The organism is Peiella sedimenti, assembly GCF_030504955.1.
In the GTDB taxonomy this organism is placed as follows: domain Bacteria; phylum Pseudomonadota; class Alphaproteobacteria; order Caulobacterales; family Caulobacteraceae; genus Brevundimonas; species Brevundimonas sedimenti.
Genome location: NZ_JAUKTR010000003.1, coordinates 143,483 through 158,611, shown reverse-complemented (window position 1 = coordinate 158,611; position 15,129 = coordinate 143,483). Strand labels below are relative to the sequence as shown.

Below are 15,129 nucleotides of genomic sequence, written 5' to 3'. Positions count from 1 at the left end.
CTCCGGTCAGGATGGGCGGCGGACGGACCAGCCGCCGATCAGGCGGTCGAACACCGCGTTGGCGTAGAAGCCGTTGGACAGATGCACGCGCAGGCCCGCGGCCGCGGGATGGTGCGCCCACAGCGGGAACATGGCCTGGACCACCGCGACGACGCCGAAGCTGAACACCGCCAGGACCATCAGGGCCCACTCCAGCCCGCCGGGCGCGGGCGTGGGCGGCAGCACGCCCGAGGTCAGCTGGACCGCCGCCATCTGCAAGGCGAAGTAGCCGGCGGAGGTGACGACCGCGTAGACCGCCGTACGGCGCGTCAGGGCCGCCGGGGCGGCGTCGGCGAAGCCCTGGGCCAGCATGTAGGCGACCCCGAAGATCAGGATCGCGCCCAGGGCCAGGGTCTGGGGCGACTTGTGGGTCAGGCCGAAGCCCAGGCCGATGACGACGTAGATGGCCAAGGCCGCCAGAAAGGCGCGCGCCACGGCCCCCGCGCCGGGGATGGCCACCGGTCCGGGGCGCCGAATCTGGGTCACACGTTCGACCGCGCCGCCCGAGGCGAGGAAGGAGTGCGCCTTGTAGAGCGAGTGGGCCAGGATGTGCAGCAGGGCCAGGGGGAAGAGGGCCAGGCCGCACTGGAGGATCATGAAGCCCATCTGGGCCACGGTGGACCAGGCCAGTGAGGTCTTCACTGCCGGCTGGGTCAGCATGACCAAGCTGCCGAACAGGGCCGTGAAGCCGCCGATCATGACCAGCACGGCCAGCACGCCGGGGGCCAGCAGCATGACGTCGGCGAAGCGGATGAGCAGGAAGCCGCCGGCGTTGATGACGCCCGCGTGCAGCAGGGCGGAGACGGGTGTCGGGGTCTCCATGACCTCGGTCAGCCAGCCGTGGAAGGGGAACTGGGCCGACTTCAGAAGGGCCGCCAGGGCGAGCAGACCGGCCGCCGCGACCGCCAGGCCCCCGCCCTCTCCTGCGCGCGCACTCTCCAGGATCAGACCGATGTCGGTCCCGCCGTAGGCCAGGGTCAGGCCCACCGCGCCGAGAGCGAGGGCGCCGTCGGCCAGGCGGCTGATGATCAAGTTCTTGCGCGCCGCGCGCTGGGCCGCGATCCGCTCGGGATGGAAGAGCAGGAGGCGCTGCAGGAACAGGCCGGCCGCCGCCCAGGCCAGGGCCAGCTGAATCAGATTGTTGGAGACCACCAGCAGCAGCACCGCCGCGAGGGTCAGGCACAGCCAGCCCATGAAGCGGCCCTGTCGCGCCTCGCCGTCCAGATAGGTTCCGGCGTACCGGACCACGACCCATCCGATGAAGGCGACTAGCACCAGCATGGCCGCGCTGACCGCGTCCAGCCGCGCCGAGAGACCGATCTCGCCCACCCCCAGAAGGGCGCTGGAGCCGCCGCCGGAGATCGCCAGACCGATGGCCGAAACCATGGCCAGGGCCAGCGACAGGAGGGTCGCGCCCTCGGCCAGCCCAACCGCCAGGCGGGGCCGGCGCCCCCGGCTGAGAAAGCTGACGCCCGCGCTCAGCAGCAGCGGGACCGGAGCCAGCAGGGGCAGCAGGAGGATCGACACGGGCGGTTCCCTTCGACGCGAGCTGGTCGGCAGGGGTACGCAAGCCCTATGATTTAGGAAAATACATTGTTATGTCGATATCGTTCGGTTTAATAGAACGATATGGCGGCGCTGAACTTCAACCACCTGCGATACTTCTGGGCGGTGGCGCACGAGGGAAACCTGACCCGGGCGGCGGCGAGGCTGAACCTGTCGCAGTCGGCCCTGTCCGTTCAGATTCAGAAGCTGGAGCATCAGATGGGCCACCCGCTGTTCGAGCGGGTGGGCAAGCGGCTGGTCCTGACCGAGGCGGGGCAAATCGCGCTCGACTACGCCGACACCGTGTTCAAGGCCGGCGACGAACTGATGAGCACGCTGGGCGGGCGGCCCGCCGACAGCCGACAGGTGTTGCGGGTCGGGGCCCTGACCACCCTGTCGAGAAACTTTCAGCTGGAGTTCCTGCGGCCCCTGGTGGGGCGACCGGACGTAGAGCTGATCGTCCGTTCAGGGAACATCCGCGATCTGTTGGCGCAGCTGGAGGCGCATGCGGTGGACGTGGTGCTGGCCAATAGCGCCGCGCCGCTGGACGCTCGTTCGTCCCTGCGCAACCACCTGCTCAACGAACAGCCGGTCAGCCTGGTGGGGCGGCCGCGCCTCGGCAGGCGCCGATTCCGCTTCCCCGAGGACCTGAGCACCGAACCGCTTCTGCTGCCCAGCCTGGACAGCGATATCCGCGTGGCCTTCGATCGGATGCTGGAGCTGGCGGGCATCCATCCAATCATCCTGGCGGAGGTGGACGACATGGCCATGCTGCGTCTGCTGGCCCGCGAGCGCGAGGGCGTGACCCTGGTCCCGCCGATCGTCGTGCGGGACGAACTGGCCAGCGGCGTGCTGGTGGAGCATTGCCGCATTCCGGGGGTGACCGAGCGCTTCTACGCCATCGTCAAGAAGCGGCGCTTCCCAAGCCAGCTTCTCCTGGAGGTGCTGCGCGGCGCGGGCGCGGGCGTTTAGGCCGGCTGCGCCTCAACCGCGTCCTACCCCATCCACAGCGTCGCCGGGTGCTCCAACAGACCCTTGATGCGCTGCACGAACACCGCCGCGTCGTGACCGTCGACAATCCGGTGATCGAAGCTGGAGGACAGGTTCATCATCTTGCGCACGACGAACTGGCCGTCCTTCAACACGACCCGCTCCTGGATCTTGTTGGGGCCGACGATGGCCACCTCGGGGTGGTTGATGATGGGCGTGTGAACCACGCCGCCCAGCGTGCCCAGCGAGGTGATGGTGATGGTGGAGCCCGACAGCTCCTCGCGCTTGGCCGAGCCGTCCTTGGCCGCGCCCGATACACGCGCGATTTCCAGCGCCGTATCGTAGGGATCGCGCGCCTCGGCGTGGCGGACCACCGGCACCATAAGGCCGTTCGGCGTCTGGGCGGCGATGCCCAGGTGCACGGCGTTGTGCTGGGTCAGCACGCCGGCCTCGTCGTCGTACCAGCTGTTGATCGTCGGCTGGTCCCTCAGCGCCACGACAATGGCGCGGGCGATGAAAGGCAGGACGTTCAGCTTGGGCTTGCCCGCGGCTTTCCCTTGGGCGTTGAGATGGGCGCGCAGCTCCTCCAGCGCCGTGACGTCGATCTCCTCGACGTAGGTGATGTGCGGGATGCGGCGCACGCTCTCGGCCATCTTCTCGGCGATCTTGCGCCGCAGGCCGATGATACGGACCTCGGTGGTCCCCTCAGCTTGAGCATACATGGAGCCGCCGCCCGACGAGGGCGCAGAGCCCCGGCCGCCGGAGGCGACGTAGGCGTCCAGGTCCTGGTGGGTGATACGGCCGGCGGGGCCCGAGCCCGGCACGAACTGCAGCTCGACGCCCAGTTCACGGGCGCGGGTGCGCACGGCCGGAGACGCCAAAGGTCGCTGCCCGGCGGTGCGGGTGGTGAAGGCTTCGGGCAGGGCTGCCCCCCCCGACTTCGGCGGCCTGGGCGCTTCCGGATCGGAAGCGGCCGCCGCAGGTTGCTTGGCCTTGGGTGAAGGGCTCTCCGTCTTCGAGGACGGAGCAGGCGCCGCAGCCTTCGCCGCGCCTTGCCTGTTGCCGGCGCCCTCCACCTGGAACTCCACGATCACCGAGCCCACAGCCACGGCCTTGCCGGGCTCGCCGTGCAGGGCGACCACCACGCCCGAGACCGGGCTGGTCAGCTCGACCGTCGCCTTGTCGGTCATGACGTCGGCCAGCAGCTGGTCTTCCTCGACGCGGTCGCCCTTGGCCACGTGCCACTTGACCAGCTCGGCCTCGGCCGTGCCCTCGCCCACGTCCGGCAGCTTGAAGACGTAGTTGCCGCCGCCCATGGCGTCGGGCTCGGGCGTGCGGACCTCGGCCTCTGCCTCCATCTCGACCTCGGGCTGCGGTTCAGCCCTCGCGGCCGGAGCGGCCGTGGCCGGAGCCGGCGCGGCCTCGGCGGCGGCGTTGCCGGCGCCCTCGACCTCGAACACCACGAGGGGCGAGCCGACGGCGGCCATCTGGCCGGGCTCGCCGTGGGTCTCCAGCACCACGCCCGCGACGGGGCTGGTCATCTCGACGGTGGCCTTGTCGGTCATCACGTCACAGAGCAGCTGGTCCTCCTCGACGCGGTCGCCGACCTTGACGTGCCATTTGACCACCTCGGCCTCGGCGGTGCCCTCGCCCACGTCGGGCAGCTTGAAGACGTAGCGTCCCATGATCAGCCCTCCATCGCCCGCTTGATCGCCTCGGCCACCCGCTTGGGCCCGGGGAAGTATTCCCACTCGAAGGCGTGCGGATAGGGCGTATCCCAGCCCGTCACCCGCTCGATCGGCGCCTCCAGGTGATGGAAGCAGTGCTCCTGCACCAGGGCTGACAGCTCGGCCCCGAAGCCCGAGGTGCGCGGCGCCTCGTGCACGATGACGCAGCGGCCGGTCTTCTTCACGCTCTCGACAATGGCGTCGATGTCCAGCGGGACAAGCGTGCGCAGGTCGATGACCTCGGCGTCGACGCCCGCGTGCTCAGCGGCGGCCAGGCTGACCCAGACCATGGTGCCGTAGGCGAGCAAGGTGACGTCCGCGCCCTCGCGCATGAGGCGCGCCTTGCCCAGCGGCTCGGCGTAGCGGCCCTCGGGCACATCGGCCAGCGGGTGTCCGGCCCAGGGGCTGACGGGGCGATCGTGCCAGCCGTCGAAGGGGCCGTTGTAGAGGCGCTTGGGCTCGAAGAAGACCACCGGGTCGTCATCCTCGATCGAGGCGATGAGCAGGCCCTTGGCGTCATACGGGTTGGAGGGGATGACCACCTTCAGCCCGGCGATGTGGGTGAACAGACTTTCGGGCGACTGGCTGTGGGTCTGGCCGCCGAAGATGCCGCCGCCGTAGGGGCTGCGGATGGTGATCGGCACGGTGAACTCGCCGCCGGAGCGGTAACGGATCTTGGCCGCCTCCGAGACGATCTGGTCATAGGCCGGATAGATGTAGTCGGCGAACTGCATCTCGATGACCGGACGCAGGCCGTAGACGGCCATGCCGATGCCCGCCGCGGCGATGCCGCCCTCGGCGATGGGCGCGTCGAAGCTGCGCGTCAGCCCGTACTTCTGCTGCAGTTGGTCGGTGACGCGGAAGACGCCGCCGAAATAGCCGGCGTCCTCGCCGAAGCTGAGGACGTTCGGGTCCTCGGCCATCTTCGCGTCGAGCGCCGAGTTCAGCGCCTGGATCATGTTCATGGACGGCATGGCTTAGACCCCGACCTCCTGGCGCTGACGGATCAGGCGCCAGTCCGGCTCCTTGTAGACGTCCTCGAACATGGTCTTCACCGAAGGCCGCGACTGGCCGATCGTGCCGATGGCCTCGGCCTCCTTGCCGGCGGCGCGGACCTGTTCGACGGCGTCCTTCTCGGCGGCGGCGTGACGCTCCTCGTCCCATTCGCCCAGGGCGATCAGGTGCTGCTTCAGACGCTGGATGGGATCGCCCAGAGGCCAGTGGTCGTACTCGTCGCCGGGCCGGTAGCGGCTGGGATCGTCCGAAGTGGAGTGCTGGGCGGCGCGGTAGGTGAACAGCTCGATCACCGTCGCGCCCAGGTTCGAGCGGGCGCGCTCGGCGGCCCACTCCGTGGCGGCCCATACGGCCAGGAAGTCATTGCCGTCGACACGCAGGGACGGCAGGCCATAGCCGATGGCCTTGGACGCGAAGGTGGTCTCAAGCCCGCCCGCGATGCCCATGAAGGAGCTGATGGCCCACTGATTGTTGACGATGTTCAGAACCACGGGGGCCCGATACACGGCCGCGAAGGTCAGAGCGTTGTGGAAGTCGCCCTCGGCGGTGGCGCCGTCGCCGATCCAGGCGGCGGCGATCTTGTCGTCGCCCTTGTACGCGCTGGCCATGGCCCAGCCCACGGCCTGGGGGTACTGCGTCCCCAGATTGCCCGAAATGGTGAAGAACCCATAGGCCTTGTCCGAGTACATGATCGGCAGCTGGCGGCCTTTGATGGGGTCGGCGGCGTTCGAATAGATCTGGTTCATCATGGCCGCCAGCGGATAGCCGCGGCTGATGAGCAGGCCCTGCTGGCGATAGGTGGGGAAGCCCATGTCCTCGCGGCTGAAGACCTGCCCCTGGGCGCAGGCGATGGCCTCCTCGCCCGTGCACTTCATGTAGAAGCTGGTCTTTCCCTGGCGGTGGGCGCGGTGCATGCGGTCGTCGAACGTCCGCACAAGGATCATGTCCGTCAGGCCCTTACGCAGCTGGTCGGGGGTCAACTTCGGATCCCAGGGCCCTTGGGCGCGACCCTCGTCGTCGAGCACGCGGATCAGCTGGAAGGCCATGTCGCGCATGGAGGCCGGCGTCGCGGTCACGTCAGGCCGCGCCACGGCGCCCGCCTGGCCCACGTCGATGCTGCTGAAGTCCGGCTTGTCGCCGGGCCGGCACACCGGCTCGGGCACCCTCAGCGACAGGGGCGTGCGGTTCTTCTTCATCCATGGCCTCCCATCAGGTCACCGTTGGCCGATGATCCCGTAGCGGAGCGCGTCTTACCACGGCCCACGCGCATGTGTTTGCCAAATTTATGCCCCGCGGAACCCGATCCGGGGTAATCTTCGTTTGAAATACCGCTGGGTCAGGAGAAAAGCTTGTCCATTAGCCTCGACGCCATCGACCGCCGCATCCTGGATATCCTCCAGGCGGACGCCGGCCTGTCCGTGGCCGAGGTGGCCGAGCGCGTCGGCCTGTCCACCTCGCCGTGCTGGCGGCGCATCCGCCGGCTTGAGGAGGCGGGCGTGATCCGGCGTCGCGTGGCCATACTGGACCGCCAGCAGCTGGGCCTGGATTTCGAGGTCTACGCCATGGTCAAGCTGAGTCTGCCGTCCAAGGCCAATCTCGAGGCGTTCGAGGCCGCCGTCGCCAAGTGGCCCGAGGTGGCCCAATGCGCCATCGTGACCGGGCGTGAGGACTACATCCTGCGCATCATCACCCGCGACATGCGCGCCTTCGACGAGTTCCTGCGCGAGCGGCTGCTGGCGCTGGACCTGGTTTCAGACGTGGTCAGCCACATCGTGACCCGGCCGGTGAAGTGCGAGACGGCCCTGCCGCTGTCGGCGACCGACTAGGCCGCCTCCTACTTCCGCTGCCAGGCGCCCGAAGTATCGCGCCACCACTGACCGGCGGGGATGTCGCCGAAGCGCTCGTTGAACGAGGCGGCCCCGGCGGCGGCCGTCTGCACGCCCGTGCGCTGGGCGGCCTGGGCGTAGAGCTGGGCGCGGCCAGCGTTCATCTGCGCCACGGCGGCGCGAATCTCGGCGGTGGCCTGGGCCTCAAGACGGATGGCCACATAGCCGTCGGCGGCTTCGCCGACGATGCCCTGGGCCTTGGCCGCGTCGACCGTGGCCTTGGCGGCGTTGGCCGAGGCCGCCTGGGCGATGGCGTGGGCCGCGGCCGGCAGGGCTGCGACGGCAAGCGCGCCGCCCGTGAGGGCCGCGGCGATCATCAGGTTGCGAGACATAGCTTTCATCGGCTTTCGTCCCCTTAGAAGAGTTCAGGATTCTGCTGGATCAGGGCGCGCACCTCTTCATCGAGGCGGATGCGCACATCGGCGTCCAGCTTGGCGTAGATCGAAATGGGATCGACCTTGACCCGCACCGTGGGGGTGCAGGCCGCGCCCACGGTCACGGCGCCCATGACCAGGGCGATGGCGATGTCGGGCCTCTTCATGCGGCGCTCCTTGAATGGGGGCGGTTGAGGGTCACTCTAACGCTCCACGGGCTGAACGGGGGCTGAACGTGAAGGTTGCCCGGCGCGCGCCCTTTGCAGCTCGGCCAGGTCCTCCAGCAACTGATCCAGATTGAGCGTCACGTCCAGCGTCAGATCCACCGGCGTGTCCGACGGCAGCGGGAGGGTGCGGCCATTATCCAGGAAACGGCGCGAGATCAGCTCGCCCAGCGTCAGGCGGATCTCCTGGTGTTGCGGCGGGTCATGGCGGCCGTCCACGTCGAACAGCATCCGCAGGCGACCCTCGGGCAGGCTGTTCAGCTCGACAGACAGGGTGTCGAAGGCGAGGTTCTCCATGGCCTGATAGGCCATGTCCTGGATCGGCCCGATCTGCTGGGCCTCCTCGCCGCCGCCCTCGGCCGAGACAGAGGTCAGGGCTTCGCGCGCTATGGAGATGCGCCCGGGCTGATCCGCCGTGAGGTGACCGTCGATCAGGGTCAGGTCGCCCCGGTTCCAGATGAAGGGCGCGCGGCCGCTGACGACCGCGTCCATGCGCACCTTTTCGGCGAAGCTGGAGGCGGCGAACAGCTGACCCAACTGCACATGCTCGAAGCGCACCGCGCCCTGGATGGGCGTCGTCTCGGTCAGAGGGATCGACAGGGGCTCCACCTCGACCACGCCGTCGGCGGCGGCGAAACGGCCGCCCGACAGCTCCAGCGCCGTGGGCGTCAGGCGGAATCCGATCTCGACATTCTCCAGCGGCGCGGCGGCGGTGGTCACCTGGCGCGCGGTCAGGCTCTGGCCTGGCGCGGTGGACAGCGGAACCAGGCTGTCGAAGACCACCCGCCCCGACAGGCCGCTCACCCGTCCGGCGGGGCTGTCGAAGTCGAGGCTGGGGATGGTGAGGACGCCGTCGCTGGTGAGGCCCGAGGCCGACCAGCCTACGCGCCCATCGAAGCCGGCTTGGCCGTCCGCCTTGGAGACGGCGTTGGCCAAGGGCGACAGGTGGGCCGGCTGAAGCGCATCCTGGGCGAAGACGATCTCGGGCGCGTGGATGTCGAGGCCGCCCACGCCGCTCGCCCCCGCGTGGGTCAGGATCAGGGTGCCCAGCGGCTCAGGCCGCGCCTCGGCGCGGAAGTTCAGTTGCGCCCGCCAGTCGCCGTTGGTCATGGCCACGGGGCCGCTCAGACGCATGGGCCGGAACCGTTCGGCGGCGGCGCGGTCGTGGGCGGTGGCCACGAGGCTGGGCGCCTCCAGGCGGTTGTTGCGTCCCGCGCCCGAGGCGGTGAGCGCGCCCTCAACGCCGGTGAAGGCCATCTCAAGGAAGGGCGCCTCGGCCGCCCCGCCCTCAATGCGGCCGCCCACGCGCCAGCCGCCGCCCGCCAGGCGCAGGGCCGGTCCGCCCGAGGGGCAGAGGCGGCCGGACAGGGCGCGGACGTCGTTCTCGCCCAGTTCCAACCTCTCGACGGTGAAGGGCGCGCAGCCCGCCAGAGCGAAGCTGGTGACGCCGTTCGTCGCCGTGAGCCGGCCCCGCGCCTCCAGCGCCACGCCGCGCGCCAGGTCGAAGTCCCAGCCGATGCGGCCGTCGACATCCGCATCGAAGCCGCCGCCGCCCATGCGCCAACGGGTCACGCGGACATCGCCCTGGGGCAGCTCGCCGCCTTCCATCTGCAGGTTGAGCGCCCCGCCGGAGCGGGCGCTGTCATAGACCGGCCCGCCTGCCTGTGTGACGGTGACGCGGCCGCCACTGGCCGGCGACAGGATCAACGGCGCGCCGAGCGTGGCCGCCGTGCGGCCACCGGCGATGGTCAGGTTCAGACGCGGCGCCTCAAGGCCGAAGTCGCCCAGGGCCCGCTTCAGGGCCGCGATCTGGGCGATGTCTCCAGCCTCCGGCGGACCCATGGCGGTCCAGGCCCCGCGGCCGCTCCAGGCGCCCGACAGGCTGATGCGGTCGTTCGTCGCCGTCAGACGGGAAGTGGTGGCCGCGTTCCTGAGCGTCAGGTCGCCGGTGCGCCATAGGCCGGCCTGGGCACGGATGGGCCCGGTGAACCGCCAGGAGAGGTGATCGGCGGCGCGCGACAGCTGCAGCTCACCGCGACCGAAGTCGGCGGCAAGCGCGTTCATGCGCACATCGGGCGTGGTCAGGGCGTCCGCCGTGGCGTCGCCCGCCACGGTCAGGCTGAGATCAAGATCGGCCCAGCCGCCCCGCGCCTGTCCCTCGAACCGGATCAGGCTCTGCACCGTCTCAGCCGAGGCGCCGCCCAGAACGCCGCCCTCCGCGCGAAGGGCCAGGGATCCCGCCAGCGCCCCGTCGGCGGAGCGGCGCTCCAGATCGGGATAGGGCGCTTCAAGCTCCAGCGCAGCCTCGGCGCCGCGCAGCGACCCCAGGGGGCCGGTGAGCGAGGTGACCGTCCCCTCAAGCTCCACATCCAGCCGCTCGCCCTGTCGGCGCAGACGCAGGGACAGCGGGCCGGTTACAACGTCGGTCTCACCGAAATCGAGGCTGGCGGACCGCAGGCCGGCGGCCAGCCGATTCAGCCGCCCCTCGGCGAGACGCGCATCGAAGGTTCCCGTGATCGGGCCCCATTCCGTCAGCAGGCGTCCGCGACCGCCCTCCACGAGAATCTCGGGCTTCGGAGCCTCGGGATCGGACGGGCGGCTGGTCAGCTCTTCGATGAGCGGATCCAGCGAGCCGAAGCTGAGGCCCTGCTCCGTCAGCCGCGCCTTCACCTGGGGTCGGACCAGTCGGATGCGCTCGGGCGTCACAGAAAAGCCGCCGCGCGCCCAGGGCCAGGCGACGCCGTAGTCGATCTCGACCCGCTCGACACGCAACTCGGGATCGCGCGGATCGCCCACAAGGATCGAGCCGACGGCGCCGTCCAGCTCCAGCCGGTCGATCTCGACCTCGGCCTCGACGCCGTTCCTGGCCAGCCAGTCGGTGAGGGCGCGGTCCGCCGCGGCGCGACGCGCCAGCCAGGCCGTTCCCGCGATGGCCACGACCGCGATCCCGGCCAGCAGAAGGGCGCGTCCGGCCAGGCGCCCGCGCCTCGGCCTAGCGCGCCGCGTCGGTTCAGCCTGATCCGGAACGGGGGAGGCCGGTTCGTCCATACGCCGCCAATCTTTCACACGCGCACGGTCGCGCCAACGCCTGCAAACGCGCAAAGCCCAGCTTGGCTCATTACGCCTGCGAAGGGAGGTGCGGCACAGCCCTTGAAGCGTGACAGGCGAACCGTCCCGCAATGGGACGTATCGACAGCGGGGAGAAGCCCATGGCCACCGAGATCGACCTTCACCTGGGGCGCCGTCTGCGCCGCCGCCGCCGCCTGCTGGGCCTGACGCAGCAGCAGCTGGCCGAGCAGGTGGGCATCCGTTTCCAACAGATTCAGAAGTACGAATGCGGCGCCAACCGCATCTCGGCCGCGCGCCTGTGGCAGCTGGCCGAGGCGCTGGAATCGCCGATCAGCTATTTCTACGACGGCCTCGCCGAGGCGCTGGAGCGCCGTGAGCAGCCGGCCGAGAAGCGCGTCGAAATGTTCTCGCGCAAGGAAACGCTCGACCTGATCGACGCCTATTACCAACTGGGCGAGCGGCCGCGCCGGCGCCTGCTGGACCTGGCCAAGTCGCTGAACGTGGGGGCCGAGAGCGCGGAGGCCTGAACGGCCTCCACCCACAGCGTCTAGTGCGCAGCGGGCTTCTTGCGCAGGAAGAAGATGCCGCCCGCCACCAGCACGACCGTCGCCACAAGGGCCGCCATGAAGTCGCCGCGGGGGAACAACCACATGGTGAAGAACAGCACCGTGGCCGCGATCAGCAGCGAGCCCCACTTGGAGAAGGCCATGAACAGGTCCCAGGTCGACTCCTGCTCGGCGATCTCCATCTCGCCGCGGTGATAGTCGGCGTCGTGGGCGTGCGGGTCGGCCATGGGGTCGGTCCTGAGTTGGGCGGGTCGAAACGGCGCGGACTATAGCGGCCCGCGCCGTGGGCTCAAGAGGCGCTTCCCCAAAGGCTGAAAGCCGTGTCCTATGCGCCGGTCGAGGGGAGACCGGACATGAACGAGCCCGCGGCGGCGGCGGACGAGCGGGGCCGCTGGATCCTGTGGACGCGGCTGGCCGTGGGACTGGTTCAGGGCCTGCTGCTGTATTTCATTTCCCGCACGCTGGAGCCGGAGGTCTCGCGCGCCGAGTTCCTGGCGCTGATGGTCGTGGGTTTCACGCCCGTGGTGGTTCTGGGCGGGCTGGGCCGGGTCAGGACCGCCGGGCTGATCGCCTGGGCCGCCGCCGCCGCCGCCGTGGTGGCCGGCTTGAGCTGGTACGGGCTGTGGCGGGAGTCCGAAGGCGGCCTTTCCGCCCGCATCGACCTGGATAATCCGCTATTGCCTCTGGCCCTGGCGGTCTGGCTGTTCATCGCCCACCACCTGGTCATTCCGGCCCTGCGCAACCGGCGCCTGGTCGCGCCCTATCCCGAATATTTCGACCTGGCCTGGAAGGCCGCGGTGCAACTGGCCCTGTCGCTGGCCTTCACCGGCGCGGTGTGGCTGGCCCTACTGTTGGGTTCGGCCCTGTTCCATCTGATCGGCCTCAACTTCCTGCGCGACCTGATCCAGGAGCCCTGGTTCGCCCTGCCCGTCACCACGGTGGCGTTTGCCCTGGGCGTGGCCCTGACCGACGTGTCGGACCGGCTGATCCGGGGCGTCCGGACCATCGGGCTGACCCTGCTCTCGTGGCTGTCGCCGCTTCTGACCCTGTTGGCGGCGGGGTTCCTGATCGCCGTGCCCTTCGCCGGCATCGACAAGCTGTGGGCGGCGGGAAGCGCCACGGCCCTGGTGCTGGCGGCGGCGGCCGGGCTGATCATTCTGATCAACGCGGCCTATCAGGACGACACGGAAGAGACGCATCCGCCCATGTTCCTGCGCTGGACGCTGCGGGTGGCGGCGGTGCTGCTGGTTCCGCTGGTGCTGATCGCCGTCTGGGGCCTGTCGCTTCGCATCGGCCAGCACGGCCTGACGCCCGAGCGCATCATCGCCGCCTGCTGCGCCCTGATCGGCGCGGTCTATGCGGGCGGCTACGCCTTCGCCGCTGTCAGGCCCGGCGCGTGGATGCGGCCGCTGGAGAAGACGAACGTGGCCGCCGCCTGGCTGGTGCTGGCGGTGATCCTGGCGCTGTTCTCGCCCCTGGCGGATCCGGCGCGGCTGTCGGTCGCAGATCAGACGGCGCGGCTTCAGCGGGGCGCGGTCAGCGCGGCCGACTTCGACTACGCCTTCCTGCGCTTCCGCTCGGGCCGTTTCGGCGAGGCGGCGCTCGCGCGCCTGACCCGCTCGCCCAACGCCGAGATCGCCCGCCGCGCGCGGGAGGCGAAGGCGGCGGAGCAGCCCTATGACCTCGGTCCCATCGAAACGGAGGGGCTGCCCGTGCGGCTGACCCCCTGGCCCGAGGGCTCCGCGGTTCCCGAGGGATTGATCGAGGCCCTGCCCGGCTACATGGGCAACCAGTGCCGGGCCTCTGGAGACTGTCTGGTGCAGATGCGCGACTTGAATGGCGACGGCGGGGCCGAGGCGCTGCTCATCACCGCCCATGAGCTAAGCGCGTGGCGGCAGGGCCCTGACGGCTGGGACCGCGCGCTCTCCTATTCCAAACCCATGTGCGGCGACGAGGCCACGGCCGATCTGCGCGCGCGGCTGCAGGAGGGGGGACTGGCCACGGCCCCGCCCCTTTGGCCGGACCTAAGCCTCGGCGGACTGCGCCTGCGGCCGAACCCCATCGAGCCGTGCGACCGCGAGCCCCGTGGCGCTCCCGCCGAGGCCGTCGTCGCTCCGCCCGCCCCTTAAACCCGATCTTCACCGGTCGCGTCCTAGTCTGGGACAGATGGAGCCCGTCTCCGAGCCGCGCCCCGCTCAAGAAGGCGCGCCGGGCCGGGCGTGATGGTGAGGGTGAAGGCGCATGGCCAAGACCGTGCTGGTCGTCGATGACGATCCGACGCAACGCAGGCTGATCCAGGCGGTTCTGGACCGCGAAGGCCTGGCCGTCGTCCATGCCGAGAGCGGCGATCAGGCGCTGGACCGGCTGACCTCGGGCGGTGGGGCCGATGTGGTGCTGCTGGACCTGGTCATGCCGGACAAGTCGGGTCTCGACACCCTGAAGGAGGCGCGCGCGGCGGGCGTCGCCTGCCCCTTCATCGTGCTGACGGCGTCGGGCGGCATCGAGACCGTGGTCAAGGCGATGCAGGCCGGGGCCCAGGACTTTTTCGTAAAGCCGGCCTCTCCTGAGCGTATCCTGGTCGGCATCCGCAACGCTTTGCAGATGGGCGATCTGGTGGCGGAGGTGGGCCGCCTGAAGAAGCGGGCCACCGGCCGCACGGGCTTTGAGGACCTGATCGGGACCTCGCCCGCCATGCGTCAGGTCAAGGCGCTGGGGGAACGGGCTGCGCGCGCCTCGATCCCGGTCCTGATCCTGGGCGAAAGCGGCGTCGGCAAGGAGATGATCGCCCGCGCCGTCCACGGCGGCGGCGACCGCTCGGGCAAGCCCTTCGTGGCGGTCAACTGCGGCGCCCTGCCCGCCAATCTGGTGGAGTCGATCCTGTTCGGCCACGAGAAGGGCAGCTTCACCGGCGCCACGGACAAGCACCTGGGCAAGTTCCAGGAGGCCAACGGCGGCACCCTGTTCCTCGACGAGATCGGCGAGCTGCCGCTGGACATGCAGGTCAAGCTGTTGCGCGCCCTGCAGGAGGGCGAAATCGACCCCATCGGCGCCAAGCGGCCGGTGAAGGTGGACGTGCGCATCCTGTCGGCCACCAACCGCGACCTGGCCGATCAGGTGGCGCAGGGGCGCTTCCGCGAAGACCTGTTCTATCGTCTGAACGTCTATCCGATCGAGGCGCCCAGTTTGCGCGAACGCCGCGAGGACATCCCGGCCCTCGTCGATCACTTCATTCAACGGTTCAACGTGGAGGAGGGCCGCAAGGTCGCGGGCGCCTCGCCCCAGACCCTGGCCATGCTCCAGGCCTTCGACTGGCCGGGGAATGTTCGCCAGCTGGAGAACGCCGTCTATCGCGCCATCGTCCTGGCCGACGGACCCTGGCTGCAGCCGCACGACTTTCCGGCCATTTCAGGCGTCTCCGTTCCGCTTGAGCCCAGCACTGCGGCCGAACCTGAGCGCATGGCGGCGGCGGACCAAGCCGAGAGCCTCATCCCGGACTCGCCTGTGCGGTTCCTCGACGAGCGCGGCCACCTGCGCAAGCTGGAGGAGGTCGAACGCGACCTGATCCAGCACGCCATCGACGTCTATGCCGGGCACATGACCGAGGTGGCGCGCCGCCTGGGCATCGGCCGCTCGACCCTCTATCGCAAGGTGCGCGAACAGGGGCTGGAGGAGCACCTGAAGGCCGTGGGCTAGGG

Annotated in this window: 13 protein-coding genes; 5 read left to right on the top strand and 8 right to left on the bottom strand. The window is 69.9% G+C overall.

The annotated features are described in order from the left end of the window. Positions 1-6: 6 nt before the first annotated feature. The gene (locus tag Q0812_RS08155) at positions 7-1,566 is read right to left on the bottom strand and encodes a proton-conducting transporter transmembrane domain-containing protein (protein ID WP_302109832.1); all 1,560 of its coding nucleotides are present in this window, start codon (positions 1,564-1,566) and stop codon (positions 7-9) included. A gap of 102 nt (positions 1,567-1,668) precedes the next feature. Between Q0812_RS08155 and Q0812_RS08150 the strand changes: the two genes are divergently transcribed. Next, positions 1,669-2,556, top strand: a complete 888-nt coding sequence (locus Q0812_RS08150; protein WP_302109831.1) for a LysR family transcriptional regulator — start codon at positions 1,669-1,671, stop codon at positions 2,554-2,556. 23 nt (positions 2,557-2,579) lie between these two features. On the opposite strand, the gene Q0812_RS08145 is transcribed toward Q0812_RS08150, so the two are convergent. From Q0812_RS08145 to Q0812_RS08135, 3 genes are read right to left on the bottom strand one after another with little or no spacing between them, the layout of a single operon-like run. Continuing rightward, positions 2,580-4,259 (bottom strand): 2-oxo acid dehydrogenase subunit E2, encoded by a 1,680-nt coding sequence (locus tag Q0812_RS08145; RefSeq protein ID WP_302109830.1) that lies wholly within the window; start codon positions 4,257-4,259, stop codon positions 2,580-2,582. A 2-nt stretch (positions 4,260-4,261) separates the two neighbouring features. After that, positions 4,262-5,275 (bottom strand): alpha-ketoacid dehydrogenase subunit beta, encoded by a 1,014-nt coding sequence (locus Q0812_RS08140; protein ID WP_302109829.1) that lies wholly within the window; start codon positions 5,273-5,275, stop codon positions 4,262-4,264. 3 nt (positions 5,276-5,278) lie between these two features. After that, the gene (locus Q0812_RS08135; RefSeq protein ID WP_302109828.1) at positions 5,279-6,511 is read right to left on the bottom strand and encodes a thiamine pyrophosphate-dependent enzyme; all 1,233 of its coding nucleotides are present in this window, start codon (positions 6,509-6,511) and stop codon (positions 5,279-5,281) included. 153 nt (positions 6,512-6,664) lie between these two features. Between Q0812_RS08135 and Q0812_RS08130 the strand changes: the two genes are divergently transcribed. Further along, positions 6,665-7,141 (top strand): Lrp/AsnC family transcriptional regulator, encoded by a 477-nt coding sequence (locus tag Q0812_RS08130; RefSeq protein ID WP_302109827.1) that lies wholly within the window; start codon positions 6,665-6,667, stop codon positions 7,139-7,141. Between the two features lie 8 nt (positions 7,142-7,149). Here Q0812_RS08130 and Q0812_RS08125 read toward each other — a convergent pair whose 3' ends face one another. Genes Q0812_RS08125 through Q0812_RS08115 form a run of 3 tightly spaced genes read right to left on the bottom strand, consistent with a single transcriptional unit; the run spans position 7,150 to position 10,847 of the window. Continuing rightward, positions 7,150-7,542 carry a DUF1318 domain-containing protein gene (locus Q0812_RS08125; protein WP_302109826.1) on the bottom strand — a complete coding sequence of 131 codons (393 nt, stop codon included), beginning with the start codon at positions 7,540-7,542 and terminating at the stop codon, positions 7,150-7,152. Positions 7,543-7,556: 14 nt separating this feature from the next. Continuing rightward, the gene (locus Q0812_RS08120; protein WP_302109825.1) at positions 7,557-7,742 is read right to left on the bottom strand and encodes a YnbE family lipoprotein; all 186 of its coding nucleotides are present in this window, start codon (positions 7,740-7,742) and stop codon (positions 7,557-7,559) included. Positions 7,743-7,778: 36 nt separating this feature from the next. Then, positions 7,779-10,847 carry an intermembrane phospholipid transport protein YdbH family protein gene (locus Q0812_RS08115; RefSeq protein ID WP_302109824.1) on the bottom strand — a complete coding sequence of 1,023 codons (3,069 nt, stop codon included), beginning with the start codon at positions 10,845-10,847 and terminating at the stop codon, positions 7,779-7,781. Between the two features lie 161 nt (positions 10,848-11,008). Between Q0812_RS08115 and Q0812_RS08110 the strand changes: the two genes are divergently transcribed. Then, complete coding sequence (locus tag Q0812_RS08110) at positions 11,009-11,395, top strand: helix-turn-helix domain-containing protein (protein WP_302110120.1); 387 nt, start codon at positions 11,009-11,011, stop codon at positions 11,393-11,395. 20 nt (positions 11,396-11,415) lie between these two features. Here Q0812_RS08110 and Q0812_RS08105 read toward each other — a convergent pair whose 3' ends face one another. After that, positions 11,416-11,661, bottom strand: a complete 246-nt coding sequence (locus Q0812_RS08105; protein ID WP_302109823.1) for an aa3-type cytochrome c oxidase subunit IV — start codon at positions 11,659-11,661, stop codon at positions 11,416-11,418. A 126-nt stretch (positions 11,662-11,787) separates the two neighbouring features. Between Q0812_RS08105 and Q0812_RS08100 the strand changes: the two genes are divergently transcribed. Then, positions 11,788-13,563 (top strand): DUF4153 domain-containing protein, encoded by a 1,776-nt coding sequence (locus Q0812_RS08100; protein WP_302109822.1) that lies wholly within the window; start codon positions 11,788-11,790, stop codon positions 13,561-13,563. A gap of 112 nt (positions 13,564-13,675) precedes the next feature. After that, complete coding sequence (locus tag Q0812_RS08095) at positions 13,676-15,127, top strand: sigma-54-dependent transcriptional regulator (protein WP_302109821.1); 1,452 nt, start codon at positions 13,676-13,678, stop codon at positions 15,125-15,127. The last annotated feature ends 2 nt before the right edge of the window (positions 15,128-15,129 follow it).

What these genes read in the sequence shown, in the direction of transcription:
- Q0812_RS08115 (WP_302109824.1), bottom strand. Translation starts at nt 10,847, where the DNA reads ATGGACGAACCGGCCTCCCCCGTTCCGGATCAGGCTGAACCGACGCGG.
- Q0812_RS08120 (WP_302109825.1), bottom strand. Translation starts at nt 7,742, where the DNA reads ATGAAGAGGCCCGACATCGCCATCGCCCTGGTCATGGGCGCCGTGACC.
- Q0812_RS08125 (WP_302109826.1), bottom strand. Translation starts at nt 7,542, where the DNA reads ATGAAAGCTATGTCTCGCAACCTGATGATCGCCGCGGCCCTCACGGGC.
- Q0812_RS08105 (WP_302109823.1), bottom strand. Translation starts at nt 11,661, where the DNA reads ATGGCCGACCCGCACGCCCACGACGCCGACTATCACCGCGGCGAGATG.
- Q0812_RS08110 (WP_302110120.1), top strand. Translation starts at nt 11,009, where the DNA reads ATGGCCACCGAGATCGACCTTCACCTGGGGCGCCGTCTGCGCCGCCGC.
- Q0812_RS08100 (WP_302109822.1), top strand. Translation starts at nt 11,788, where the DNA reads ATGAACGAGCCCGCGGCGGCGGCGGACGAGCGGGGCCGCTGGATCCTG.
- Q0812_RS08145 (WP_302109830.1), bottom strand. Translation starts at nt 4,259, where the DNA reads ATGGGACGCTACGTCTTCAAGCTGCCCGACGTGGGCGAGGGCACCGCC.
- Q0812_RS08140 (WP_302109829.1), bottom strand. Translation starts at nt 5,275, where the DNA reads ATGCCGTCCATGAACATGATCCAGGCGCTGAACTCGGCGCTCGACGCG.
- Q0812_RS08150 (WP_302109831.1), top strand. Translation starts at nt 1,669, where the DNA reads ATGGCGGCGCTGAACTTCAACCACCTGCGATACTTCTGGGCGGTGGCG.
- Q0812_RS08095 (WP_302109821.1), top strand. Translation starts at nt 13,676, where the DNA reads ATGGCCAAGACCGTGCTGGTCGTCGATGACGATCCGACGCAACGCAGG.
- Q0812_RS08135 (WP_302109828.1), bottom strand. Translation starts at nt 6,511, where the DNA reads ATGAAGAAGAACCGCACGCCCCTGTCGCTGAGGGTGCCCGAGCCGGTG.